The organism is Kitasatospora sp. NPDC057198 (genome assembly GCF_042670125.1).
GTDB lineage: Bacteria > Actinomycetota > Actinomycetes > Streptomycetales > Streptomycetaceae > Kitasatospora.
Genome location: NZ_JBHUWH010000012.1, coordinates 22,739 through 46,017, shown reverse-complemented (window position 1 = coordinate 46,017; position 23,279 = coordinate 22,739). Strand labels below are relative to the sequence as shown.

Here is a 23,279-nt window from a genome sequence, read left to right as displayed (position 1 = left end):
CCACTGAGTAGCGGGGACAGGATTTGAACCTGCGACCTCTGGGTTATGAGCCCAGCGAGCTACCGAGCTGCTCCACCCCGCGTCGGTGAAACCACTGTATCACGATCACGGGGTGGACCAACAAACCGGTTTCCGCAGCTCAGCCGGTGGGCGAGGCCGAGGGCGATCCGCTCGGCGATCCGCTCGGCGATCCGCTCGGTGCGGGGGACGCCCCGCCGCCGGACTTCTGCTCGGCGGCCACCGCGTCGGCGATCGCCTTCTTCAGCGTCTCCTGGGCCTTGCCGTACGCCGTCCAGTCGCCGTTCTTCAGCGCCTCCTGGCCCTCGTCGAACGCCTTCTGGGCGTCCGCGAGCGCCTTCTGCACGTCCGGGTCCTCCGGGGTGCCCGGCGCGGTGGGCGTCGTCGGGCCCGTCGGGGTGCCCGGGTTTTCCGGCTGGGCCGGAGCGGTGGGCGTGGCGACGCCGTCCGCCGCGCCGCCGAGCACCTTGGTCAGCGCCTCGCTCAGGCTGTCCCCGATCGCCACGTTGCCGGTGCCGTACACGGCCAGCACCTTCTTCAGCGCCGGCACCTTGGCGCCGCGGGCCACCAGGTACACCGGCTCCACGTTGAGGATGCCGCCGCCGACCGGCAGGGTCAGCAGGTTGCCGTACACCAGGCCGGACTCGTTGTTGTTGCTCAGCAGGGTCAGCTGGTGGGCGACCTCGGAGTCGGAGTTGAACTTCGCCTGGGTCAGCTCCGGGCCGAGCGCGCCCGAGCCGGACGGCAGCCGCAGGATCCGCAGCTTGCCGTAGTCCTCGCCCGGGTCGGCGTCCACCGTCATGAACGCGGCCAGGTTCTTGCGCCCCGAGGGCACGAAGGAGGTGGTCAGCGAGAAGCTGGCCTCCTTCGCGTCCGGCGTCCGCACCGTCAGGTAGTACGGCGGCTGGACCTCCTGGGTGTCGACCGTCGGGTCCACCGGCACGTCCCAGATGTCGGTGCCGTTGAAGAACGCGGAGGCGTCGGTGATGTGGTACTGCCCGAGCAGGTCGCGCTGGACCTTGAACAGGTCCTGCGGGTAGCGCAGGTGCGGCAGCAGGGTCGACGGGATGTCCGCCTTCGCCTTCACCGTGCCGGGGAACGCCTTCATCCAGGTCTTCAGCACCGGGTCGGCCTCGTCCCACTGGTAGAGCGTCACCTCGCCGGTGTACGCGTCCACGGTGGCCTTCACCGAGTTGCGGATGTAGTTGACCTGGTTGGTCGCGGTCAGGGTGCGGCCGCGCTGGTCGGTCATCGAGTCCTTGGTGGCGTCACCGAAGGTGGTCTTCGAGGAGAACGGGTAGCCGTCCGAGGTGGTGTAGCCGTCCAGCACCCACACCAGCCGGCCGCCCTGCACCACCGGGTACGGGTCGGCGTCGATCGACAGCCACGGCGCGACCTTCTCGACCCGCTCCTTGGGGGTGCGGTCGTACAGGATCTTCGCGCCGTCCTTGATCGCCCCCGAGTAGAAGATCTGCGGCTCGGCGAACTTCACCGCGTACGCGGCCCTGGTCAGCGGGTTGTCCAGCGAGACGCCGCTGCCGCCGTCGTACTTCCAGGTCTGGTCGGGCTGGCCGTCCCGGGTGTAGTCGATCTCGTCCATGCCGGGGCCGACGACCGAGTACAGCGGCGACTTCTCGCCGTAGTACACCCGCTGCTGGTACTCGCCCAGGTCGCCGGTGGTCGGCAGCGACTGCTCGGTGTAGACCGGGTTGCCGTTGGCGTCGACCTGGTTGCCCTTGGCGGACACCACGCCGTACCCGTGGGTGTACTTGAAGTGGTCGTTGATGAAGTTGCGCTGCTGCACGCCCGACAGGTCCAGCTCGCGCACGCCCAGCACGGTGTCCTGGTCGCCGTAGCGGTCCACGTCCAGGGTCTTGGGGAAGGCGTAGTAGTTGCGCAGCGCCTGGTTCTGCTGGAACGTCGGCGAGACCACGTTCGGGTCCACCAGCCGGATGTCGGTGATGGTCTGCGCGTCCTGCTTGACCTTGTCGGCGTCGATGGAGTCGGTCGGCGCGTACTGCTGCTCGACCGCGTCCGCGATGCCGTACGCCTGCCTGGTCGCGTCGATGTTCTTCTGGATGTAGGCGGTCTCCTTGGCCTGCTCGTTCGGCATGACCTGGAACTTCTGCACCAGCGCCGGGTAGAGCCCGCCGACCAGCAGCGCGGAGAGCGCCATCAGGCCGAAGCCGATCAGCGCGGGCGCCCAGGTCCGCCGGATCGGGGTCAGGAAGAACAGCAGCGCGCAGATGACCGCCACGAAGAACAGGATCGTCTTGGCCGGCAGGAACGCGTTCGCGTCCACGTAGCGCAGGCCGGTCCAGCCGTCGACCTTCTTGAACGACTCGCTCTTCACCGCCAGCGCGTACCGGTCCAGCCAGTACGCCACCGCCTTCAGCAGCACGAACACGCCCAGCAGCACGGCCAGGTGGCCCTGCGCCCCGGCGCTCGCCCGCCGCCCGGGCCCCTGCAGCCGCAGGCCCCCGTACAGGTAGTGCACGGCCGTCGCGGCCAGCAGCGAGACCAGCACCGCGCTGAACGCGAAGCCCAGCACGAACTGGTACCAGGGCAGGTCGAACGCGTAGTACGAGACGTCCTTGTGGAACTGGTCGTCCTTCACGCCGAAGGGGGTGCCGTTGATCCACAGCATCCACGTCCGCCACTGGGCGCCCGCGGCGGCGCCGGCCGCCACGCCGACCACCAGCGACAGGCCGATCAGCAGCCACTTGCGGAACGGCGCGACGCCCATCCGGTAGCGGTCGAGGCTCTGCTGCTCCACCGACATCGCGGCCAGCGGCGGCCGCAGCCGGTACGCCAGCCACAGGTTGAAGCCGACCACCAGCGCCATCAGCAGCCCGAACACCGCGAACAGGCCGACCTTGGCGCTCAGTTGCGTGGTGAACACCGAGCCGTAGTGCACCGAGTCGAACCACAGCCAGTCGGTCCACAGCCCGGCGAACATCACGAACAGCAGGAACAGCGCGGCCAGCACGCCGACCGTCAGCAGCAGCACCTTCGCCCGGCGCGACGGCGGGCCGACTCTCGCTCGGGAACCCGGACCGGAGCGGTCCGGCATCTGGAAGGTCAAGGCGCCACCTCAGCTGTCGTCGTCGGAGTTGCGTGCCGCCGCACCATGGCGGACAGCGGTCTTCCATGCAACTTCATCAGTCTTTACCTGAGTTCCCGGACGCTGCGTCGGAGTTGGAGCGGGGCCCCCCGGACATGTGAGGATGACCCCATGTCCGACTCCCCTGACCTGACCGCCGCCGCCTCCGGCCTCCCCGCGGCCACCCCCCTCACCCGGGCCGCCCTGGAGATCGACGAGCACGCCGCGACCCTCGGCTGGGACCTCCCCGCCCGCCTGTTCGCCCTGGTCGACAACGCGCAGATGCGCAAGGCCAACCCGCGGCTCGCCTCGCAGCTCGGCCTGGACGACAACCCGACCGGCCTCACCCCGGTCGAGCAGGAGGAGATCCCCGCGGGCACCGAGCTCGACCGCTTCCTCGGCACCATCGCCTGGCCCGACGGCGTGGTCGGCTGCGCCCTGGTGGTCGAGCGGCTGATGCTCCCGCCCGGCGCGGAGGCGTCCCGGCCGAAGAACGCCTCCGAGAAGGAGATCAACGAGTGGGTGGCGACCCACCCGCAGCGCCAGGAGGTCCGGATCACCGCGGCCGTGCTGCGCGACGGCTCCAAGGAGGTCGCCCTCCGCCTGCGCGAGAAGGACCTCGCCCGCGAGGTCCTCACCGGCCCGGAACTCGTCCCCAACCTGACCGACGCCCTGCTCTCGACCTTCTCCTGACCCGGAGAACTGTCGGCAGATGAGCATGCACCACCAGGGGCCCGGGGAACGGCGGGTCCGTGCTGCGCATGGGCCCCGTCAGGGGCCCGGGGAACGGCGGGTCCGTGCTGCTGACGGCCGGAGCCCATCGGAGGTTCGTGCTGCTGCGTGTCTTTAAAGAAACCGGAAGCAGATGCGCGCAACGGCAGTGAACCGTCAGCAGCCCCGGGCTCGCCGTTCCCCGAGCCCCTGGTTTCGCCTCTCGCCGTTCTTCCCGAGCCCCTGGCGGTGCGGGCCCGCGCTACTTGCAGCTGGGCAGCGCCGCCTTGTCGCCGGCGCGGATGCTGTCCAGCGCCTTCATCGCGCCGTCCAGGTTCTCGACCTTGACCAGGGTGAGGCCGGACGGGGTGCCCTTGACCGCCTCGGAGCAGTTGTCCGCGGGGGTGAAGAAGTACTCGGCGCCCTTGTCCCGGGCGGCGATCAGCTTCATCTGGATGCCGCCGATCGGGCCGACCGCGCCGTCGTCGTCGATGGTGCCGGTGCCCGCCACGAACTTGCCGCCGGTGAGGTCGGTGGGGGTGAGTTTGTCGACGATGCCGAGCGCGAACATCAGGCCGGCGCTGGGGCCGCCGACCTCCTGCAGGCCGATGTCGATCTTGAACGGGTAGACGTGATCGACGCCGGGCGTGATGCCGACCACCGCCCGCGCGGGGCCCTCGTCCTCGGACTTCGCGGTGACCACGGGCACCTGGACCTCGTCCGCCGGGTTCGGCGTCGCGCTGGACTTGGCCTGCGGCACCACGGTGAAGACCACGGTCTCGCCGGGCTGGTGCTTGGTGATCTGCTCGGCGACCTGCGTCCGGTCGCTGATGGCGACGCCGTCGACCGCGACGATCTGGTCACCGGCGTGCAGCTTGCCCTCGGAGGGGCCGCCCGCGGTCACCGCGGAGACGATCACCTCGGTGCCGACCGGGATGTCCAGCTGCTTGAGGGCAGCGGTCTTGGCGCTGTCCTCGGAGGAGGCGAACTGCTCGGCGTTCTCCTGCTGGGCCTCCTGGTCGGTCTGGCCCTGCGGGTAGACGTTGTCGTGCGGGACGACCAGCACGTCGTCGCGGATCCAGCCGACGATCGCCGAGACCAGGCTGGGCTGGTAGCTCGCCCCGGTGACCTGGACGGTGGTCATGTTGAGGTGGCCGCTGGTCGGGTAGGTCTCGTGGCCGGTGATGGTGATCACCGGCGTACCGGTCTTCCCCTGCTCGCCGAGGGTGTTGTAGGTCGGCCCCGGGCTCATCTCGGTGAACGGCACCTTGAAGACGACCGAGGCGCAGAGCAGACCTATCAGCAGCAGGGTGGCGGCGAGCATCGTCGCCGATCGGCGTGGCATGTCACGACAGTACGGGAAGTGCGGGTCCGGGTGTACCGCTGCCCCGGGCCCCGCACGGCTGATCGGGGCGCCCCCCGTCAGTCCCGGGCGCCGGTGCTGCGCTCCATCGCGGCGCGGAACCGCTCGTGCTCGGCGAGCGAGCTCGGATCGGTCGTCGCGCGGGGCGGGCGGGCCGCCCAGGTGGCCCAGACCGTGGCCAGTACACAGGCCACCACGGGAATGCTCAACCAGGCGAGCACAGCCATTTTCGAACTCCCCACAGGCTCGTCTCGTGCGTATCAGCAGATTAGCCGCCTGTAGGGGGAACGGCGCGGGCGGCATCCGGGTTACGGGCCCGGGCCCGGCCTTCCACCGCGAGGGGTACCGCCGAACGGGGAACGAGCCCCGCCCGGAGCGGACACGGGGGCGTCAGCAGGAGCCCGCGCCGACCCACTCCTCCTCGCCGTCGGTGAAGATCTGGTGCTTCCAGATCGGCACCTCGTGCTTGAGGTCGTCGATCAGCCGCCGGGCGGCCGCGAACGCCTCGCCGCGGTGCGGGCAGGAGACCGCGACGATCACCGCGGTGTCGCCGATCTCCAGCCGGCCGGTGCGGTGCACCGCGGCCAGCGCCCGGACCGGGAAGTCCGTGCAGACCTTCTCGGCGATCCGGCGCAGCTCGCGCAGGGCGGTCGGGTGGGCGCTGTACTCCAGCGCGGCGACCGGCTTGCCGCCGTCGTGGTCGCGCACCGTGCCGACGAACAGGGTGGTGCCGCCGGCCGCGTCGTCGCCGACCGCGGCGTGGACCTCGTCCAGCGAGAGCGGGGTCTCGCGGACGGCGAGCAGGCGGATCGGGTCGTGGTTCTCGGACATGCCCACCATCATTCCGCATGCCGGTCGGCCGACCGCAAGAATTTTCGTATCACGATGAGGTAATTCCGTGATGCGAAAAGGTGGTGATCAGATCCGCCGGTGCTTGCGGGCCCGGCGCACCAGCGCGGCGGTGCCGATCAGCGCGACCGTCGCCCCGGCCGCGCCCAGGCTGGTGGCGGCCTCCTTGCCGCCGAGCCGGCGCCCGGCCACCGCGTGCTTGCCGGACACCTGGGACAGCAGCTCGGCCAGCACCTCCTCGTTGGTGTGCCGCGGCCGCCAGCCCGCCTCGTGCAGCCGGCTGCCGGAGACCACCCACGGGTACATGGTGTACGCGAGGTCCCCCGCCGGGGCCGGGGTCAGGCCCAGCCGGTGCAGCCGGGCCGCGGTGCCCAGGGCCAGCGAGGCGGGCAGCTCCATCCGGCGGATCCCGGACAGCTCCTCCACGTCCTCCTGCTCCAGCCAGCCGTCGCAGCCGACCGTCACCTCGCCCTCCACCAGGCCCAGCGCCGCGTACTCCAGCGCCGCGGCCAGGTCGTCCAGGTGGCAGAACTGCCAGCACGGCCGGGAGCCCGCCACCACCAGCAGCCGCGGCGCCTCGAAGTGCCGGGTCAGCACGGTGTCGATGCCGGGGCCGACCACCACGGCCGGGCGCAGCACGGTGACCTGCAGCCCGGGGTGGGCGCGCGGGGCCCGCCGGGCCAGGCGCTCGATCTCCAGCAGGTCGCCGACCAGCGACGCCTCCTCGGTGGCCCGCAGCTCGGAGTCCTCGGCCAGCGGCACCTCGTTGTCGGGCAGCGCGCCGTAGACCATCGCGGAGGTGCACAGCACCACCCGGTGCACCCCGGCGGCCGCGGCGGCGGTCACCACGGTCTGCGCGCCGCGCACGTTGTACGCGCTGCGGGTGCGCGGATCGGACTCCATGCCGAGGTCCATCGCCAGGTGCACCACCACGTCGACCCCGGCCAGCCGCTCGGCCACCGCCGGGTCGCGCACGTCCAGCACCCGCCACTGCACGCCCGGGACGTCGCCGCGCCGCTCGTCCACCGCGAGCACCCGGCGCACGTGCGGGGAGCCGACCAGGCGCCGCGCGACACGCTCGCCGAGCACCCCCGCCGCGCCGGTGACGGCCACGGTCAGCGGCCTGCCGCCGTAGGCTGGAGTCGGCGAACCGGCGTCGGCCGGCACACCCTCGCCCTCGGTCAGCCCAGAGCGAACGTCCGAAGGCGGGGAACTCACCGGCCATCCTCCACGGTTAGCTTAAGTGCGGACGTACGAGTGTCACGCACTTGACCATCCTGCCCGAGGCTCGGCCCCGGCGGTGCACCCGGCGCGGTCGCCGCGAGACCATTGAAACCGCTCGGAGCCCCCGGGCGGCAGACTTTCCCGCCACACCACCCGCGTGACGGCCGATCAGATCGAGGACCCCCGTGAGCGACCTCCCCTTCGGATTCGGCGTTCCCCCCGAGGAGCCCGAGGACGGCGAGAACAAGGGCAAGAAGGACGGCGAGCAGGGCGACTCGACCCCGCAGCAGCCCTTCGGCTTCGGCACCGGCAACCCCTTCGGGGCGCTCTTCGGCGCGGGCGGCCCCGGCGGCGGCCAGGGCGGGGACAACCCGTTCGCCGCGATGATGGGCGGCTTCAACCCCAACGACCTCGGCGCGGCCTTCCAGCAGCTCGGGCAGATGCTCTCGTTCGAGGGCGGCCCGGTGAACTGGGAGCTGGCCAAGAACATCGCCCGGCAGACCGTGGTCGCCGAGCAGCCCGAGGGGAAGACCAAGGACCGCTCGGTCGGCGCGGCCGAGCGCACCGCCGTCACCGAGGCCGTCCGGCTCGCCGACCTGTGGCTGGACTCCGCCACCGAGTTCCCGTCCACCTCCTCCGCGGCGGTGGCCTGGAGCCGCGCCGAGTGGATCGAGGCCACCCTGCCGGTCTGGAAGGACCTGGTCGACCCGGTCGCCGAGCGGGTCGGCAATGCCATGGGCGGCGTGCTGCCCGAGGAGATGCAGGCGGTGGCCGGGCCGCTGATGGGCATGATGCGCTCGATGGGCGGCGCCATGTTCGGCACCCAGATCGGGCAGGCGCTCGGCGCGCTGGCCGCCGAGGTGCTCGGCTCCACCGACGTCGGCCTGCCGCTCGCCCCCGCCGGGAAGGCCGCGCTGCTGCCGCAGAACGTCGCCGAGTTCGGCGAGGGCCTGAACGTGCCCGCCGAGGAGGTCCGGCTCTACCTGGCCCTGCGCGAGGCCGCCCACCAGCGCCTGTTCGCGCACGTGCCGTGGCTGCGGGCGCACCTGTTCGGCGCCGTCGAGGCGTACGCGCGCGGCATCAAGGTCGACACCTCGCGGATGGAGGAGCTGGTCGGCCAGATCGACCCGAGCAACCCCGAGGCCCTGCAGGACGCGCTGGCCGGCGGCCTGCTCCAGCCCGAGGACACCCCCGAGCAGAAGGCCGCGCTCGCCCGGCTGGAGACCGCGCTCGCCCTGGTCGAGGGCTGGGTGGACGCCGTGGTGCACACCGCCGCCGCCCCGCACCTGCCGCACGCCGCCGCGCTGCGCGAGACGCTCCGCCGCCGCCGCGCCTCCGGCGGCCCCGCCGAGCAGACCTTCGCCACCCTGGTCGGCCTCGAACTGCGCCCGCGCCGCCTGCGCGACGCCTCCCGGCTGTGGGCCTCGCTCGCCGACGCCCGCGGCGTCGAGGGCCGGGACGCGCTGTGGAGCCACCCCGACATGCTGCCCACCGCCGCCGACCTGGACGACCCGGACGGCTTCGTGCACCGCGACACCGCGGCGGTCGCCGAGGGCGGCTTCGACTTCGACGCGCTGGACAAGCTGCTCGGCGAGGCCGCCGGCGGCGGCGCCGCCGGTGCGGGGAAGGCCGACCTGACCAAGGACGCCGGGGGCGCCTCTCCGGACGACGCCCCGAAGACCGCACCGGAAGCCGCTCCGGGGGCCGCCCAGGAGGCCGCTCCGGACGGGGAGGGCAAGGGCCAGGACGCCCCGGACGAGGACGGCGAGGGCCGCGAGGACGGCAAGGGCGGCGAGCAGGGTCCGGAGGGCACCGCCAAGTGACCTCGCTGCACGCGGACGCCGTCCGCGCCCTGACCGACTGGGCGCCCGACGGGGCCGGGCAGGACGCGCTGCGCCGCGACTACCTGGCCCACCTGGCCGAGCGCCCCGACGGCATGTGGCGGGCCTGCCTGCCCGGCCACCTCACCGCCAGCGCGCTGGTGGTCGACCCCGACGGCGGGCGGGTGCTGCTCACCCTGCACCCGAAGGTCGGGCTGTGGCTGCAGATGGGCGGCCACTGCGAGCCCGGCGACGAGACGCTGGCCGCGGCCGCGCTGCGCGAGGCGGTCGAGGAGTCCGGCATCGCGGACCTGGCGCTGCTCGCCGTCGGCGGCCGCACCGCGCCGGTGAAGCTGGACCGGCACCGGGTGCGCTGCGCCGGGAAGGACCGGCCGGAGAACACCCACCTGGACGTGCAGTACGTGGCCCTCGCCCCGGCCGGGGCGCGCGAGCTGATCAGCGAGGAGTCGCTGGACCTGCGCTGGTTCGGCTGGGACGAGCTGCCCGCCGACACCGACCGCTCGGTGCGCGACCTGGTCGACCGGGCCCGCGCGCTGGTCTGACACGCTCCGCCACCGGCCCCCGCCGCCCCTCGGCGGCCGGGGGCCGCCGTCGTTCAGGTCGCGCGGGCGGGCGGGATGTGCGGCAGCCGGGCCGCCGAGGCGACGCCCTCCAGGTAGCCGCGGGCCCGCTCGGTGCGCGGGTAGGCGTCCAGCAGGGCCCAGAACCGGGGGCCGTGGTCGGGCACCAGCAGGTGCGCGAGCTCGTGCAGCAGGACGTAGTCGATCACGTACTCGGGCATGCCCTGCAGGCGGTGGGAGAGCCGGATGGTGCGCTCGCTGGGGGTGCAGGAGCCCCAGCGGGAGTTCTGGTTGGTCACCCAGCGGACCTGCTCGGGGACGGCCCGGCCGCCCAGGTAGAGCTGGGAGAGCTCGCGGGCGCGGGAGTGCAGGGCCTCGTCGCCGAGCGCCCGGCGGCTCTCCTGCGCGGCCAGCTTGTCGAGCATCTGGGCCACCCAGCGCTGCTCCTCGGCGTGCGACATCCGGGCCGGGATCAGCACCACGGTGCGGTCGCCCTCGCGGTAGGCGGAGACGGTGCGGCTGCGGCGGGCGCTGCGGCGCACCTCGACCTTGCTGCGGTCGGTGCTCGTGCGCTCGGTGCCCGTACGCTCGATGCCCGTGCGCTCGCCGCCGCCGCGCTCGGGCGGGCGGCTCGGGTCGGGTGCGTGCTCGCAATCGGATGTGTACTCACGGCCGGCCCCGGTGCTGGCGTGCGCACCCGGCGCCGCGACCGCCGGTCCGGAGGCTGCCCGGACACGCCGACGCGACGCCGACCGGTGGGAGTCCCGTTCGGCTGCCATGGCACAGGACGTTACCCCGTCCCCGTGACAGAAGTCCGGCACCGGGACGGCGCGGCCCGGGGGACCACCCGGGTGCGTTGTCCACAGGCTGTGCACAGTGATGGTCCGATCGTCCTACCGGGGCTGTGGACAACGGATTTCCGCCGTCCGGGACGGGCGGGCAAGCTGCGGTCACCAGCGATCCCGACGCCGGGATCCCGACCGTGGGAGGTACCCGCATGCGCCCCGTGATCAAGCCCGCGCTGTCCCGGCTGTGGCGGGAGAAGCAGACCCTGCAGTTCGGCACCGTCCGGCGGCACGCCCGGGTGGTCGAAGGCGTCGACCGGGGCCTGGCCGGCTTCCTGGAGCTGGTCGACGGCAGCCGGGACGGCCCCGCGCTGATCGCCGCCGGGCAGCGGCTCGGCCTGAGCGCCGAGTACTGCCGGGCGGTGCTCGACTCGCTCGGCGCCGGCGAACTGCTCGACGACGCGCAGTCCCTGCGGGACGTGCTGGAGCTGTACCCGCCCGCCCGGCGCGAGCTGCTCGGCCCCGACCTGGCCTCGCTCTCCCTGGTGCACCCGGCGCCGGGCGAGGCCGCGGCCGTGCTGCAGGGGCGCTCCCGGGCCCGGGTCGAGGTGCGCGGGGCCGGGCGGATCGGGGCCGCCGTCGGGGCCGCGCTGGCGGCCGGCGGGATCGGCGAGGTCGCGGTGCTGGACCGCGGCCGGGTCACCGCCCGGGACTGCGCGCCCGGCGGCCTGCCGCCGGGCGACATCGGGCGGCTGCGCGCCACCGCCGCCCGCGAGCTGGTGCACCGGGCCACCGGCGCCCCCGTCGGCGAGCGCTACCGGCGCCCGCCCGCCGCTCCCCCGCCGCCCACCCTGGTGGTGCTCGCCCCGCGGGACGGCTCGGCCGCGTACACCGGGGCCGCCGTCGACGCCCAGGAGCTGATGCGGGCCGGCGTCCCGCACCTGTACACCGGAGTGCTCGAACACCTCGGCGTGGTCGGCCCGTTGGTCGTCCCCGGCGCCTCCGCCTGCGGCAGCTGCGCCACCCTGACCAGGCGGGACGAGGACGAGGCGTGGCCCCGGCTGCTGGCCCAGCTGATCGACGGCGGTCCGGGCCGGGCCCGGACCCCGGCCTGCGACGGCGCGGTCGCCGCCGCGGTCGCGGGGCTCGCCGCGCTGCACGTCCAGCTGTACCTGGACGGGGCGCTGCCGCCCAGCGTGGACGGCTGGTGCGAGCTGTCCGCCGCCGACGGCATGGTGCGGCGGCTGCGGCTGCGCAGCCACCCGGACTGCGGTTGCCTGTGGCAGTCCTCCGCACCGGGGCGAACGGGCACAATGGCCTAGGGTCTGTCTTCGAGCCACGGCCCAGGGCCCGTCTTCGAGCCACGGGGCCCGGAACGCCGCTGTACCGACCGCCGGCGGGGCGCCGGTCGGTCCGGAGGATCAGGAGGTCCGGTGAGCGATCTACCGCGCACGACAGGAACCGGCGAGGGCCTGCCGGTGGCCCGCCCGCGTGCCGGGGCGGCCCCGGCCGCCACCGGCCGCGCCGACCGGGCGGGGGCGGCGGATGTCTGAGATGCCCCGCAAGGCGGTCTCCCGGACGGCCCGGCTGGCGGCCCTGCCGCTGAGCTTCGCCGGGCGGGCCACCCTCGGCCTGGGCAAGCGGCTGGGCGGGCGGCCCGCGGAGGAGGTCGCGGCCGAACTCCAGGCCCAGACCGCGGAGCAACTCTTCGCGACGCTCGGCAAGTTGAAGGGCGGTGCGATGAAGTTCGGGCAGGCCATGTCGGTCTTCGAGTCCGCCCTCCCGGAGGACGTCGCGGGCCCCTACCGGGCCGCGCTCACCAAGCTCCAGGAGTCCGCCCCGGCGATGCCGACCCGCACCGTGCACGCGGTGCTCGCCGGCGACCTCGGCGCCGACTGGGCCGACCGCTTCCGCTCCTTCTCCGACCAGCCGTCCGCCGCCGCCTCGATCGGCCAGGTGCACCGCGCCGTCTGGCGGGACGGGCGGGACGTCGCGGTCAAGATCCAGTACCCGGGCGCGGGCGACGCCCTGCTCAGCGACCTCGGGCAGCTCTCCCGGCTGGCCCGGGTGCTGGGCCCGCTGATCCCGGGCGTGGACATCAAGCCGCTGATCGCCGAGCTGCGCGAGCGGGTCTCCGAGGAGCTGGACTACCGACTGGAGGCGGAGTCCCAGCAGTTGCACGCCGAGGAGTTCGCCGGGGACGCCGACATCGTGGTGCCCCGGGTGGTCGCCCAGTCCGGGCGGGTGCTGGTCACCGAGTGGCTGGAGGGCAAGCCGCTCTCCCAGGTCGTCTCGGACGGCACCCGCACCGAGCGCGACCGGGCCGGGCAGCTGCTCGCCCGCTTCCTGTTCGCCGGCCCGGCCCGCACCGGCCTGCTGCACGCCGACCCGCACCCGGGCAACTTCCGGCTGGTCAAGACCGGCCGCACCGCCGCGAGCTGGAAGCTCGGCGTGCTCGACTTCGGCACCGTCGACCGCCTCCCCGGCGGCCTGCCCCGCCCGATCGGCACCTCGCTGCGGCTGGCCCTGGCGGGCGACGCCGGGGCGGTGTACGAGCTGCTCCGGCAGGAGAACTTCGTCCGGGCCGGCATCTCGCTCGACCCGGACGCGGTGCTCGACTACCTGCTGCCGATCATCGAGCCCACCCGCGCCGAGCAGTTCACCTTCAGCCGGGACTGGATGCGCGCCCAGGCCGCCCGGATCGCCGACCCGCGCTCCCCCGCCTACAACCTGGGCAAGCGGCTCAACCTCCCGCCCTCCTACCTGCTGATCCACCGGGTCACCCTGTCCACCATCGGCGTCCTGTGCCAGCTCGGCGCCACCGTCCGCCTGCACGAGGAACTGCTCCGCTGGCTGCCCGGCTTCGCCGAGCCGGAAGCCGACTGAGCCGGTACCGGCCGGCACCGGGGGGAGGGGCGGGCGTGCGGTTCGAGGAGCACCTGCGGTGGGAACGTCCTTTCCCGGTGCGGTACTTGATCATGGCCGAGGGCGAGGGGGACGGCGAGCTGCTGCTGGGCCGGTGCGCGGCCGTCGAGGGGCTGTTCACCGACCCGCCGCCGCCACCGCGCGAGGTGCTGGTGCTGCGCGGCTGCGCGCCGGGGGTGCGGGCCGAGTGGCTCGGGGCGGCGTCGGTCGTCGGCCGGACGGAGAGCGGTTTCGAGGTCTGGTGGACGCTGGTGGACGCCGAGGTCCTGTCGGTCGCGCCGCACACCGGCAATCCGGCGCTGGTGGACGTCACGATCGGCGCCGGCGTGCTCCCCGACGACTGGCACCGGCACGCCGACGGCCCGTTCGTCCGCTTCGAACTGACCACCGGCCGGGGCGCGGTGCGGGCGGTGACCCGGTCGGCCACCGACGGGCTGGTCGCCGACCGCGCGGCGGCCGAGCCGTTGCCGCTGCGGCTGGTCGGCTGCGAGCCGGCCGAGCCGATGCGGGCGGCGCTGCGCAAGCGGCGTGGCAGGCACCCCGGGTACACCGAGCTGTGGTCTCTGGACGACACCGGGCGGGTGATGGACCGGCGGGCGATCGGGTTCGACGCCGAGTGGACCAGGCCGTCGGTGCTCGGCGGGGCCCTGGTCGACGTGCTGCTGTCGGTCGACGCCGACGGGCTGCCCGGTCTGGCGGCCCGCCCGGCCTGGCGGCTGTGGCGGGCCGGGCCGCCGCAGCGGGCGGGCAGTTGGCGCGAGTTGGACGCGGCCGGGCGGCACGCCTGGCTGATGCTGGCGATGCGCCGCGAACGCCCGGCCGGGCCGGACCGCTCCGGCGGCGAGTACCACCTGGCGGGAGCGGGCCTGCGGGACGAGCCCGGCCTGCACTGCGCGATCGGCGAGGCGCTGCTGGGCCCCGGCGGCTACTACGGCTGGGGGTGGGACGCCCTCTTCGACAGCCTGTGCGGCGGCTTCGGGCTCGTCCCGCCGTTCACCCTGGTCTGGCACGACTTCGCCGCCACCGAACGGGAGTTGGCCGGGGAGCACGACCCGGCCGCCGGGCCGGGCTATCCGGAGGAGCTGGCCCGCGAGCTGGAGGAGCGGGGGGTGACGGTGCTGCGGGCCTGAGCGGAAATGCCGTCGCGGCGCCCCGGCCCGCCCCGGTCCGGTCCGGCCCGGCCCTGGAGGCTGGGCCGTCGGTGGTGGCGACGGACGGGGCGGGCGTGCGGTCCGAGGAGCACCTGCGGTGGGAACGGCCTTTCCCGGTACGGTACTTGATCATCGGGGAGCCCCTGGACGGCGAGGACGGCAGCGAGCTGCTGCTGGGCCGGTGCGCGGCCGTCGAGGGGCTGTTCGCCGACCCGCCCCCGCCGCCGCGCGAGGTGCTGGTCATGCGCGGCTGCACGCCGGGGGTGGCGCCCGGGTGGCTCGGGTCGGCCTGCATCGAGGGGCGGACCGGCTCCGGGCGGACCACTGGTGGGAGCTGCCGGACGCCGAGGTGCTCGCGGTCGGGCCGCACGCCGCCGATCCGGCGCTGGTCGACGTGGCGGTCGGGGCGGCGGTCGGCGAGGCGGAGGCGTTCCGGCTGGCGCAGCACCCCTGCGTGCGCTTCGAGTTGACCACGGGCTGGCCCACCGGCGAGCCGCCGGCGGTCTGCACCGAGGTCACGGGGCTGCTGGTGGAGCGCGAGCCCCGGCGCCGCTGCCGGTGCGGCTGATCGGCTGCGAGCCCGCCGAACCGCTGCGGGCCCGGCTGGTCCGCCGGGCAGCTGGACTGGCCGGCGTTCACCGAGCTGTGGGCGCTGGACGACGGCGGGCGGGTGATGGAGCCCGTCACCACCGGGCTGTCCGTCGAGCGGGTCGGGCCGTCGGTGCTCGGCGGCGGGCTGCTGGACATGCTGCTGTCGGTCGACGGCGAGCGGCTGCCCGGCTCGGCGGCCCGCGGGGTCCGGCGGAGCCGGCGGGCCGGGCCACCGTGGCAGCCGGGCAGTTGGCGCGGGCTGTCCACCACCACCAGGGAGGCGTGGCTGTCGCTGGCGTTCCACCTCCGCGAGCCCGGACCGGACCGTTCCGGCGGCGTGTACCACCTGGACGGCCGGGCGGTGGAGGACGCGGCGGGCCTGCACTGCGCGCTCGGTGCGGCGCTGAACGGCCCCGGCGGCTACTACGGGCGGTGCTGGAACAGCCTGCGCGACTGCCTGGGCGGCGGTTTCGGGGTCGCCCGGCCGTTCGCCCTGGTCTGGCACGACTTCGCCGCCACCGAACGGGAGTTGCCCGAGGTGGTCGACCCGGCCACCGGCCGCTGCCTGCCGGAGGACGTGGCCCGGCTGCTGGAGCAGTGGGGGGTGACGGTCGTCCGGGCCTGAGCGGCGGCAGGGCCAAAGGCCGGGGGCCGGGGCGGTCAGGTGCGTTCGGTGGCGAGCGGGCCGGCGGCGGGCCAGGTGGTGCGGGCGCGGGCGGCGAGGGTGCCGCAGAAGCGGCCGAAGACCGGGAGCGCGGTGTCGGCGTCGGCGAGTTCGGCGACGACCCGCAGGCGGTGCAGGAGGCGGCGGCGGGCGGTGGCGTTGCCCCAGGTCCAGTCGCCGTGGTGGACGCGGGCCAGGTGGTCGGCGGTGCCGCGCTCGGCCTTGGGGACGAGGGCGTCGCCGCGGATCAGCCAGCCGGCGCAGGCGTCGGCGAGTTCGGCGGTGCCGGGGGCCGCGGTGCCGGTGGCCGCCCGCCAGGCGGTGCGGTAGGCGGCCTCGGCGTCGGCCAGCTCCGCGGCGGGCTGGGTGGTGGCGCACCAGCAGGTGGGGAAGCCGATCCGCAGGTAGGCGAGTTCGACCGCGCCAGGGCCGAGGGCGGACTGCTCGAAGTCGACGAACCGGACACCGTCGGCGGTGTGCAGGTCGTTGCCGGGGCAGGGGTCGCCGTGCAGCAGCGCGTGCCGGACGGGGGTGGCGGAGAGCCGGCCGATCAGGGCCTCGGCCTCGGCGCGGGCACCGGGCGGGGCGGGCACGTCGAGGATCCGGGCGAGCGCGATGAAGCAGCCGAGGTCGCGTTCGGTCGGGCCGGTCCAGGCGGGCAGGTCGGTGCCGGGGGCCGTCCCGGCGAGGTCGTCGAGGTCGGCGGGGGCGCTGGCGTGCAGTCCGGCGAGCGCGGTGGCGTAGTCGTTCTGCCAGCCGGGGCCGGGGGTGCGGTCCTCCAGGCGTTCCAGCACCAGCAGGCGGTGGGCCGGGTCGGTGCCGAGCAGCGCGGGCGCCACCGGGCGGCCGGGCCGGCCGGGGCGGGCGGCGAGGGCGAGCGCGGCGGCCTCGCGGGCGTAGCGTTCGTCGGCGCCGGGCGAGTCGACCAGTTGCTTGACCACCACCGGCCGGCCGGAGAGTTCGGCCCGCCAGACCCGGGAGCGCGGGCTGCTGACCAGGCGGCGGACCTTGCGCGGCTGGCCGAGGACGGTGCGCAGCTTCTCGCCGAGCGGGAGGGAGGGCCACATGGGGCCCATCCTTGCACGACCTGTTCGAGCGGCGAACAGTAGTGCGGAGGGCGGCATTTGGGCCCGGTGGGATGAATGCGGCGGAACCGGGCAGACGGTGCCGGGGCAGCGCCGGGGGCCCCGGAAACACGCCGACGGCCGACTGCCCGGGGGCGGGGAGTCGGCCGTCGGCGTTCAGGGGTGGTTCACCGGCGGGGCCTCGCGGCCGGCCGGCGGGGGTGGAGCCTCCGTCACATCAGGGCGACGGCGAGGGCCTTGCGGGCGCGCAGGGAGGCGCGTTCGGCCTTGCGACGCAGGCGCGCCGCGCGCATCACCCGCAGGCCGAGGCGTTGCTCCTCGGCCTCGTGGAGGCGTTGCTGCATATGCGCGCGCGCCAGGGATTCTTGGAGGAGATTCATCTCGAGAGTCCTGTTCTGGATCTGAAGTTCGGTGGTCTGCTCGGAGCGGACGGTCGGATCGATGCCGGCGGGGTTCATGTGGTGGTCCTGCTCGTGGTGCGTGGTCGGGAAGGGACGGGTCTGTTCTGCGTCGGCCTTGGCGGCCGCGATGCGTACCGAGTGGCGCAGAGCGGTGTCCAGCGGGGGCTGCTCTCCCCTGCGGACGGCTCCGGTGCCGCTGCGGACGGCCCTGGCTGCGGGGTTCACGCCATGACCTCGGTCTTGCGCGGACGGCCACGCGGGCGCTTCCGGGCGACGACGACGCCCTGCACGAAGAGCTCGCCGCCCCAGACGCCCCAGGGCTCGCGGCGCTCGATGGCGCCGGTGAGACAGGCGGCCTTGACGGGGCAGGTGCCACACAGCGACTTGGCGTACTCGACGTCCGCGGGGGTCTCCGCGAAGAAGACCTCCGGGTCGAAGGCCCGGCACGGGATGGGGAGCCCGAGCGAGTCAGCCTCGTCGATGGCGGTGAGCTGCATGAGTGTTACCTCCGGGGGGTCGGCCTGGTCGGCCTTGACGGTCTTGTCGGTCGGTACGGACGGGAGGGGCGGCGGTGTGGTGACCGTGGACACTGTGGGCATCTTCCTCGTCTTCGATGTGGATCCGGCCGTTCCGTGGTTCGGATCGGGCCGGAGGCCCCGTGGGGCCTGGGTGGTCTTGCGTACCGGACAAAACAGAAGGGCCGCGGAACCCGGTTGCTGGGTTTCCGCGGCCCTGGAGGCACCGCCCGTGACTGACTCAGTCAGGGTCGTTCGCTCCAGGGTCCAGGCCCGCGGAAAACCTGCTTCCGGCCTGCCTCGGCGCCGCGAACGGCGACCTCGGCCAGGGAGATCTGCTGGTCCTGCTTGTTGGATCCGGCACCGATGACGGCCGCATAGCGCCCATGGAGGGCTTCTGCCGCTACTGCCTTCGGTGCCTCGGTCGGTCGCTCGTCGGACAGCGAAATGCCGCCGCCGAACGCCGCCCAGTCACGGGAGAGACCTGCCTCGACACGGGTGCCCACAGCATTGCCCAGATCACTGACAAGGCAGCGCTCCGACAGCAGGGCTCCGGCGTTGCCGCCGGCCGTACCGAGACCCAGACCCAGACCCGTGACGCTGACGCGCGAGGGCATGGCGAGGGTAGTCATCAGGTTGGTCATTTTCGTGATCATCGTGGTCTCCACTGAACTCGCCTCCTCTCGGCGTCTCGCGGTACCCGGTCGCCCGGGTTCCGATATCTGGTTGATGGTCGGCGCACGCAGAAACAAGCCCTCTGCGAGCTTCGCGGTCTCGTCCCCTTGACCGCTCCGGCAGGCTATTGCGCCGTACACGCGGCGCGCAAACTATTTTTCCGGCGAGTTCTCGGCCTCGTTCCCGGCTTCGCCCTCGACGGGGGCGGGCTCCGGCTCCCGGTCGGTCTCCCCCACCGGCTCCGGACTCTCCCCCGCACACAACAACAGCACGTCGGCGCCGTACTTGTCCAGCTTCATGGCGCCCACTCCCGAGATCCGGGACAGCTCGGCGAGGCTGCCCGGCACGTCCTCCGCGATGGCCGTCAGGGTGGCGTCGGTGAACACCACGTAGGCCGGGGCGCCCTGCTCCTTGGCCTTGACCGAGCGCCACTCGCGCAGCCGCTCGTACAGCGCCTCGTCCATGGTGGAGGGGCAGTCGTCGCAGCGGCGGAGCTTGATCTCGCGGCCCTCGGTGAGGGTGCGCTCGCACACCCGGCACTTGACCGGGCCTCGAGCGCGGCGCGCGGCGGAGCGCTCCGCGCCGGGCTCGACGCCCCCGCGCCCGCCGCGGGTGCGCGCGCCGGGGCCGCTGGAGCCGGGGCGCAGCCCGTCCAGGAAGCGGGTGGGCTTGCGGGAGGCGCGGCCGCCCGGGGAGCGGGAGAGCGACCAGGAGAGGGTGAGGAAGCGGCGGGCCCGGGTGACGCCGACGTACAGCAGGCGGCGCTCCTCCTCGACCTGCTCGTCGGTCTTGGCGTAGATGATCGGCAGCGTGCCCTCGCTCAGGCCGACCAGGAACACCGCGTCCCACTCCAGGCCCTTGGCGGCGTGCAGCGAGGCCAGCGTGACGCCCTCGACGGCGGGGGCGTGCTGGGCGGCGGCCCGGGCGTCCAGCTCGGCGACGTAGGCGGCGAGGTCGGCGCGCTCGCCGGCCGCGGTGCGGGCGGCCTCGAACTCCTCGGCGAGCCGGACCAGCGCGTTCAGCGACTCCCAGCGCTCGCGGACGGCGCCGGAGCCGGCCGGCGGGGTGGCCGCGAAGCCGCGGGTGGCGAGCACCGCGCGGACCTGGGCGGCGAGGTCGGGCGCGCCGGAGGTGAGCGGGTCGTCGGCGGCCCGGGCGGCGCCCTTGAGCAGCACCCCGGCCTCGCGGACCTCGGGGCGCTCGAAGAACCGCTCGGCGCCCTTGAGCTGGTAGGCGATGCCGAGGTCGGCGAGGGCCTGCTCGTACACCTCGGACTGGCTGTTGGTGCGGAACAGCACGGCGACCTCGCTGGCCCGCACGCCGGTGCCGAGCAGGTCCCGGATCAGGCGGGCGGTGGACTCGGCCTCGGTGGGCTCGTCCGGGTACTCGCGGTAGACCGGCTCGGGGCCGGCCTCGCGCTGCGAGACCAGCTCCAGCCGGTGCTGGGCGGCCTGGCCGCGGGCCTGCGAGAGCAGCCCGTTGGCCAGGTGCACGACCTGCGGGGTGGAGCGGTAGTCCCGGACCAGCTTGACCACGGTGGCGTCGGGGTGCCGGTGGCGGAAGTTCAGCAGGTGGTCGGGGGTGGCGCCGGTGAAGGAGTAGATGGTCTGGCTGGCGTCGCCGACGACGCAGAGGCTGGCGCCGCCGTCGCCGCCCGTCCACTGCTCCAGCAGGCGCTGCTGGAGCGGGGAGACGTCCTGGTACTCGTCGACGGTGAAGTGCCGGTACTGGGAGCGGACCCGGTCGGCGACCTCCGGGCGCTCCTCCAGGATGGCGGCGGTGAGCAGCAGCACGTCCTCGAAGTCGATCAGGTCGCGCTCGCCCTTGAGCTTCTCGTACGCGCGGTAGACCCGGGCGGTCTCCGCCGGGTCCCTCGGGGCCTCCCGGCCGGACTTGGCGAGGGCGGCCGGGTAGTCGTCGGGGACGACCTGGGTGACCTTGGCCCACTCGATCTCGGCCGTCAGGTCGCGCAGTTCGGTGCGCTGGACGCGCAGGCCGCTGCGGCCGGCCGCCTCGGCGACCAGCTGGACCTTGCGCTCCAGCAGCCGGGGGAAGGAGCCGCCGACGGCGCGCGGCCAGAAGTACTGGAGCTGGCGCAGCGCGGCGGAGTGGAAGGTGCGGGCCTGCACGCCGTCCGCCCCGAGCTGGCGCAGCCGGCCGCGCATCTCGCCGGCCGCGCGGGCGGTGAAGGTGACGGCAAGGACCTGGGCGGGGTGGTAGACGCCGCTGCGCACGCCGTAGGCGATCCGGTGGGTGATGGCGCGGGTCTTGCCGGTGCCGGCGCCGGCCAGCACGCAGACCGGGCCGTGCAGGGCGGTGGCGACGGCGCGCTGCTCGGGGTCGAGCCCGGCCAGCACCGCGTCCGCTCCGAGGGGGGCGTGGCCGTACTGCGCGTGCGGGTCGTCGAACCCGGGGAGGTCTTCCTGCATGCCCCCATCCTCGCAGGCGCTCCGGACAGTTCGGACGGACTTGTCCACAGGCCGCCCGCGGTGGTCGGATCGTCGCACCGGTGCCCGTCCCGGAATGGGCCCGGCCCGCCGGGCGTTGCACCGGGCGGCCGCCCGGCCACCGTCCGTCGACCGAAGGAGCACCTCGCCATGTCCGGCACCGTCACGATGTACAGCACGACCTGGTGCGGCTACTGCAACCGCCTCAAGAGCCAGCTGGACCGCGAGGGCATCGCCTACACGGAGGTCAACATCGAGCAGGACCCGGCCTCGGCGTCCTACGTGGAGTCGGTGAACGACGGCAACCAGACGGTGCCGACGGTCGTGGTGGTCTCCGCCTCCGGCGAGCAGAGCGTGATGACCAACCCGAGCCTGCGCCAGGTCCAGGCCGCGCTGGTCTGACCGGCTCCCGGCCGGCGGGCCCCGGGCTCCGGGGTCAGCCGGCCGCCGCGCCGTCGCCGAGCTCGTAGAGCAGCCGGGCCCGGTCGGCGGCGTAGCGGGTCTCCACCACCCGGATCGGGCCGCGCCGGTCGCTGCTGATCCGGGTGTTGACCAGCAGCGGCACCCCCGGGCCGAGCCCGAACCAGGCGGCCTCGGCCGGGTCGGGCATCCGGGCGGTGAGGTGGTCGGTGGCGGCGGTCTCGGTCCGGCCGAGCTGCGCCAGTATCCGCTCGTCCCCGCCGGGGACGGGCCGGTCCTGCATCAGCGGGGTGCCGGCGGCCAGCCCGGCCCGGTAGTGGCTCTCCTCGATGGCGTACGGCTCCTGGTCGACCCGGCAGAGCCGGCGGCGCATCATCACGGTGTCCTCGGGGCGCAGTCCGAGCCAGGCGGCGATGTCGCGGCGGGCCCGGACGGCGGCCACCTCGAAGTCGACGGTGAGCTGCCGTCCGGCGGCCACCGCCTCGGCGGCGTAGACCTCGCCGCTGGGGGTGAGCGGCCCGCGCCGGGCGGGGCGGTGCGGGCGGGCGTGCACCCGGTGGTCGTGCCGGGAGGGCTCGCGCAGGTAGGTGCCCTTGCCCTGGACGCGCACCACCCGGCCCTCGTTGACCAGGGCGTCCACGGCCAGCCGGACGGTGTTGCGGGCGACCCCGTACTGCTCCTCCAGCTCGGTCTCGACCGGGAGCCGGCCGCCGCCCTCCCATTCGCCGGAGGCGATGCGCCGGCGCAGGTCGGCGGCGAGCCGCTGGTACTTGGGCGGGTGCGCGGGGCCGCGGGGGATCGTCACGCGAGTGAATGTAGCCAGTGGGCTCGCGCGGTTTCAGCGGAATCCGCCAACCGCGCCCCGGATCCGGCGACGGGGAACCCCCGCCGGAACGCTCCGGCGGCCCCGGCCCCTCCGGCCGTCCCGGTGCCCGCCGGACGCACGACGGGGGCGCGCGGAGTGCTCCGCACGCCCCCGTCGGCGCCGGGTCACCAGCGGGTGGCCGCCGGGAGCGGTTCGCCGTACCAGAGTTCGACCAGGTGCCGGGCGATCGAGATGCCGGACGGCGGCAGGATCTCCCCCGCGGCCATCCCGGCCCGCAGCTCCTCCCGGCTGAACCAGCGGGCCTCGGAGATCTCCTCGCCGTCCACGGTGATCCCGGTGCCGTCGGGCAGCGCCCGGCCGAGGAAGCCGAGCATCAGGCTGGACGGGAACGGCCAGGGCTGGCTGGCCACGTACTCGACCTCGCCGACCCGGACGCCCGCCTCCTCCCACACCTCGCGGGCCACCGCCTGCTCGATCGACTCGCCGGGCTCGACGAAGCCGGCCAGCGTGGACCAGCGGCCCTCCGGCCAGAGCGCCTGGCGGCCCAGCAGGCAGCGGTCCTCGCCGTCGGTGATCAGCATGATCACCGCGGGGTCGGTGCGCGGGTAGTGCTCGGCCGCGCAGGAGGTGCAGCGGCGCAGGTGGCCGGCCCCGGCCTTCTCGGTGGGGTGGCCGCAGCGGGAGCAGAACGAGTGCAGCCGGTGCCAGTGCTCCAGCGCGACGGCGTGCACCAGCAGCCCGGCGTCCCGGACGCTGAGCGTGCCGCCGACCTCGCGCAGGCCGGCCGGGCGGGCGTCGCCGTCGAGCCGACCGGGCAGCGACTCGCAGTCCAGCGCGAAGTAGTGGGTGCCGTCCTCGTCGGTGCCCAGGAAGTACCGGTGGCCGGTCTCGGGGGCCTCGAAGGAGGGCAGCAGCACCAGTTCGCTGCCCGTGGCGGTGTCCACCACGAACGCCTCGCCGCCGGCGATCGGCAGCACCCGGGTGGTGGGGTGGCTCCAGGCCGCGGCCAGCCAGGGCTCGTCCAGCCGGCGGTGCGCCGCCCGGTCCACCCCGGCGCGGGCCAGCGCGAGGTGCTTGGTCTCGGGTGCGCTGCTCAACTCGTCCATCCCCGTTCGCGTTCGGTGC

Annotated in this window: 22 protein-coding genes and 1 tRNA gene; 9 read left to right on the top strand and 14 right to left on the bottom strand. The window is 74.4% G+C overall.

Annotation, left to right across the window (positions count from 1 at the left end):
* Positions 1-8 precede the first annotated feature (8 nt).
* Together ACFUEL_RS03035 and ACFUEL_RS03030 are read right to left on the bottom strand one after the other, a co-directional pair.
* Positions 9-82 (bottom strand) — tRNA-Met (locus ACFUEL_RS03035).
* A 57-nt stretch (positions 83-139) separates the two neighbouring features.
* On the bottom strand, positions 140-3,091 hold the full coding sequence (locus ACFUEL_RS03030) for a UPF0182 family protein (protein WP_380234168.1): 2,952 nt from the start codon (positions 3,089-3,091) through the stop codon (positions 140-142).
* A 162-nt stretch (positions 3,092-3,253) separates the two neighbouring features.
* Between ACFUEL_RS03030 and ACFUEL_RS03025 the strand changes: the two genes are divergently transcribed.
* Positions 3,254-3,814 (top strand): PPA1309 family protein, encoded by a 561-nt coding sequence (locus ACFUEL_RS03025; RefSeq protein WP_380234166.1) that lies wholly within the window; start codon positions 3,254-3,256, stop codon positions 3,812-3,814.
* Positions 3,815-4,094: 280 nt separating this feature from the next.
* Here ACFUEL_RS03025 and ACFUEL_RS03020 read toward each other — a convergent pair whose 3' ends face one another.
* The 4 genes from ACFUEL_RS03020 to ACFUEL_RS03005 all read right to left on the bottom strand — a co-directional run bounded on the left by ACFUEL_RS03020 (position 4,095) and on the right by ACFUEL_RS03005 (position 7,262).
* Positions 4,095-5,177, bottom strand: a complete 1,083-nt coding sequence (locus ACFUEL_RS03020; RefSeq protein ID WP_380234165.1) for a PDZ domain-containing protein — start codon at positions 5,175-5,177, stop codon at positions 4,095-4,097.
* A 77-nt stretch (positions 5,178-5,254) separates the two neighbouring features.
* Complete coding sequence (locus tag ACFUEL_RS03015; RefSeq protein ID WP_380234163.1) at positions 5,255-5,422, bottom strand: hypothetical protein; 168 nt, start codon at positions 5,420-5,422, stop codon at positions 5,255-5,257.
* Positions 5,423-5,585: 163 nt separating this feature from the next.
* On the bottom strand, positions 5,586-6,026 hold the full coding sequence (locus ACFUEL_RS03010; protein WP_380234162.1) for a molybdenum cofactor biosynthesis protein MoaE: 441 nt from the start codon (positions 6,024-6,026) through the stop codon (positions 5,586-5,588).
* A gap of 87 nt (positions 6,027-6,113) precedes the next feature.
* Positions 6,114-7,262 carry an NAD-dependent epimerase/dehydratase family protein gene (locus tag ACFUEL_RS03005; protein ID WP_380234161.1) on the bottom strand — a complete coding sequence of 383 codons (1,149 nt, stop codon included), beginning with the start codon at positions 7,260-7,262 and terminating at the stop codon, positions 6,114-6,116.
* 191 nt (positions 7,263-7,453) lie between these two features.
* Here ACFUEL_RS03005 and ACFUEL_RS03000 point away from each other — a divergent pair, with 191 nt between their 5' ends.
* Positions 7,454-9,091, top strand: a complete 1,638-nt coding sequence (locus ACFUEL_RS03000; protein ID WP_380234160.1) for a zinc-dependent metalloprotease — start codon at positions 7,454-7,456, stop codon at positions 9,089-9,091.
* The gene (locus tag ACFUEL_RS02995) at positions 9,088-9,651 is read left to right on the top strand and encodes an NUDIX hydrolase (RefSeq protein ID WP_380234158.1); all 564 of its coding nucleotides are present in this window, start codon (positions 9,088-9,090) and stop codon (positions 9,649-9,651) included. Before ACFUEL_RS03000 ends, ACFUEL_RS02995 begins: the two co-directional genes overlap by 4 nt.
* 53 nt (positions 9,652-9,704) lie before the next feature.
* Here the strand turns inward: ACFUEL_RS02995 and ACFUEL_RS02990 are convergent, their stop codons facing one another.
* The gene (locus tag ACFUEL_RS02990) at positions 9,705-10,262 is read right to left on the bottom strand and encodes a M48 family metallopeptidase (RefSeq protein WP_380234167.1); all 558 of its coding nucleotides are present in this window, start codon (positions 10,260-10,262) and stop codon (positions 9,705-9,707) included.
* 404 nt (positions 10,263-10,666) lie between these two features.
* Here ACFUEL_RS02990 and ACFUEL_RS02985 point away from each other — a divergent pair, with 404 nt between their 5' ends.
* The 5 genes from ACFUEL_RS02985 to ACFUEL_RS02965 all read left to right on the top strand — a co-directional run bounded on the left by ACFUEL_RS02985 (position 10,667) and on the right by ACFUEL_RS02965 (position 15,746).
* Positions 10,667-11,776, top strand: coding sequence for a ThiF family adenylyltransferase (locus tag ACFUEL_RS02985; RefSeq protein WP_380234156.1), 1,110 nt, complete (start codon positions 10,667-10,669; stop codon positions 11,774-11,776).
* A gap of 223 nt (positions 11,777-11,999) precedes the next feature.
* Entirely contained in the window at positions 12,000-13,340 is a 1,341-nt protein-coding gene (locus tag ACFUEL_RS02980; RefSeq protein ID WP_380234155.1) for an ABC1 kinase family protein, read from the top strand.
* 77 nt (positions 13,341-13,417) lie between these two features.
* Positions 13,418-14,509, top strand: a complete 1,092-nt coding sequence (locus tag ACFUEL_RS02975) for a barstar family protein (protein WP_380234154.1) — start codon at positions 13,418-13,420, stop codon at positions 14,507-14,509.
* A 295-nt stretch (positions 14,510-14,804) separates the two neighbouring features.
* Complete coding sequence (locus tag ACFUEL_RS02970) at positions 14,805-15,098, top strand: hypothetical protein (RefSeq protein ID WP_380234153.1); 294 nt, start codon at positions 14,805-14,807, stop codon at positions 15,096-15,098.
* Between the two features lie 105 nt (positions 15,099-15,203).
* Entirely contained in the window at positions 15,204-15,746 is a 543-nt protein-coding gene (locus tag ACFUEL_RS02965) for a barstar family protein (protein WP_380234152.1), read from the top strand.
* Between the two features lie 35 nt (positions 15,747-15,781).
* On the opposite strand, the gene ACFUEL_RS02960 is transcribed toward ACFUEL_RS02965, so the two are convergent.
* From ACFUEL_RS02960 to ACFUEL_RS02940, 5 genes are all read right to left on the bottom strand, one after another.
* A complete protein-coding gene (locus ACFUEL_RS02960; protein WP_380234151.1) occupies positions 15,782-16,852 on the bottom strand; it encodes an aminoglycoside phosphotransferase family protein in 1,071 nt (356 codons plus the stop codon).
* Between the two features lie 230 nt (positions 16,853-17,082).
* Positions 17,083-17,496, bottom strand: coding sequence for a hypothetical protein (locus tag ACFUEL_RS02955; RefSeq protein ID WP_380234150.1), 414 nt, complete (start codon positions 17,494-17,496; stop codon positions 17,083-17,085).
* A complete protein-coding gene (locus ACFUEL_RS02950; RefSeq protein WP_380234148.1) occupies positions 17,493-17,870 on the bottom strand; it encodes a WhiB family transcriptional regulator in 378 nt (125 codons plus the stop codon). The genes ACFUEL_RS02955 and ACFUEL_RS02950 overlap by 4 nt, the downstream gene beginning before the upstream one ends.
* A 161-nt stretch (positions 17,871-18,031) precedes the next feature.
* Positions 18,032-18,454, bottom strand: a complete 423-nt coding sequence (locus tag ACFUEL_RS02945; RefSeq protein WP_380234147.1) for a hypothetical protein — start codon at positions 18,452-18,454, stop codon at positions 18,032-18,034.
* Between the two features lie 159 nt (positions 18,455-18,613).
* A complete protein-coding gene (locus ACFUEL_RS02940) occupies positions 18,614-20,890 on the bottom strand; it encodes an ATP-dependent DNA helicase UvrD2 (RefSeq protein ID WP_380234146.1) in 2,277 nt (758 codons plus the stop codon).
* A 168-nt stretch (positions 20,891-21,058) separates the two neighbouring features.
* On the opposite strand from ACFUEL_RS02940, the gene ACFUEL_RS02935 reads away from it, so the two are divergent.
* Positions 21,059-21,310 carry a mycoredoxin gene (locus ACFUEL_RS02935; RefSeq protein WP_030917164.1) on the top strand — a complete coding sequence of 84 codons (252 nt, stop codon included), beginning with the start codon at positions 21,059-21,061 and terminating at the stop codon, positions 21,308-21,310.
* Between the two features lie 34 nt (positions 21,311-21,344).
* Here the strand turns inward: ACFUEL_RS02935 and ACFUEL_RS02930 are convergent, their stop codons facing one another.
* Complete coding sequence (locus tag ACFUEL_RS02930; RefSeq protein WP_380234145.1) at positions 21,345-22,133, bottom strand: GntR family transcriptional regulator; 789 nt, start codon at positions 22,131-22,133, stop codon at positions 21,345-21,347.
* Positions 22,134-22,318: 185 nt separating this feature from the next.
* The gene (nudC, locus tag ACFUEL_RS02925) at positions 22,319-23,260 is read right to left on the bottom strand and encodes an NAD(+) diphosphatase (protein WP_380234144.1); all 942 of its coding nucleotides are present in this window, start codon (positions 23,258-23,260) and stop codon (positions 22,319-22,321) included.
* Positions 23,261-23,279: the final 19 nt, after the last annotated feature.

Coding starts and splice junctions, on each gene's coding strand:
- ACFUEL_RS03010 (WP_380234162.1), bottom strand. CDS start 6,026: ATGTCCGAGAACCACGACCCGATCCGCCTGCTCGCCGTCCGCGAGACC.
- ACFUEL_RS02935 (WP_030917164.1), top strand. CDS start 21,059: ATGTCCGGCACCGTCACGATGTACAGCACGACCTGGTGCGGCTACTGC.
- ACFUEL_RS02985 (WP_380234156.1), top strand. CDS start 10,667: ATGCGCCCCGTGATCAAGCCCGCGCTGTCCCGGCTGTGGCGGGAGAAG.
- ACFUEL_RS02940 (WP_380234146.1), bottom strand. CDS start 20,890: ATGCAGGAAGACCTCCCCGGGTTCGACGACCCGCACGCGCAGTACGGC.
- ACFUEL_RS03020 (WP_380234165.1), bottom strand. CDS start 5,177: ATGCCACGCCGATCGGCGACGATGCTCGCCGCCACCCTGCTGCTGATA.
- ACFUEL_RS03030 (WP_380234168.1), bottom strand. CDS start 3,091: ATGCCGGACCGCTCCGGTCCGGGTTCCCGAGCGAGAGTCGGCCCGCCG.
- ACFUEL_RS02950 (WP_380234148.1), bottom strand. CDS start 17,870: ATGCCCACAGTGTCCACGGTCACCACACCGCCGCCCCTCCCGTCCGTA.
- ACFUEL_RS03015 (WP_380234163.1), bottom strand. CDS start 5,422: ATGGCTGTGCTCGCCTGGTTGAGCATTCCCGTGGTGGCCTGTGTACTG.
- ACFUEL_RS02960 (WP_380234151.1), bottom strand. CDS start 16,852: ATGTGGCCCTCCCTCCCGCTCGGCGAGAAGCTGCGCACCGTCCTCGGC.
- ACFUEL_RS02980 (WP_380234155.1), top strand. CDS start 12,000: ATGTCTGAGATGCCCCGCAAGGCGGTCTCCCGGACGGCCCGGCTGGCG.
- nudC (WP_380234144.1), bottom strand. CDS start 23,260: ATGGACGAGTTGAGCAGCGCACCCGAGACCAAGCACCTCGCGCTGGCC.
- ACFUEL_RS03025 (WP_380234166.1), top strand. CDS start 3,254: ATGTCCGACTCCCCTGACCTGACCGCCGCCGCCTCCGGCCTCCCCGCG.
- ACFUEL_RS02965 (WP_380234152.1), top strand. CDS start 15,204: ATGGAGCCCGTCACCACCGGGCTGTCCGTCGAGCGGGTCGGGCCGTCG.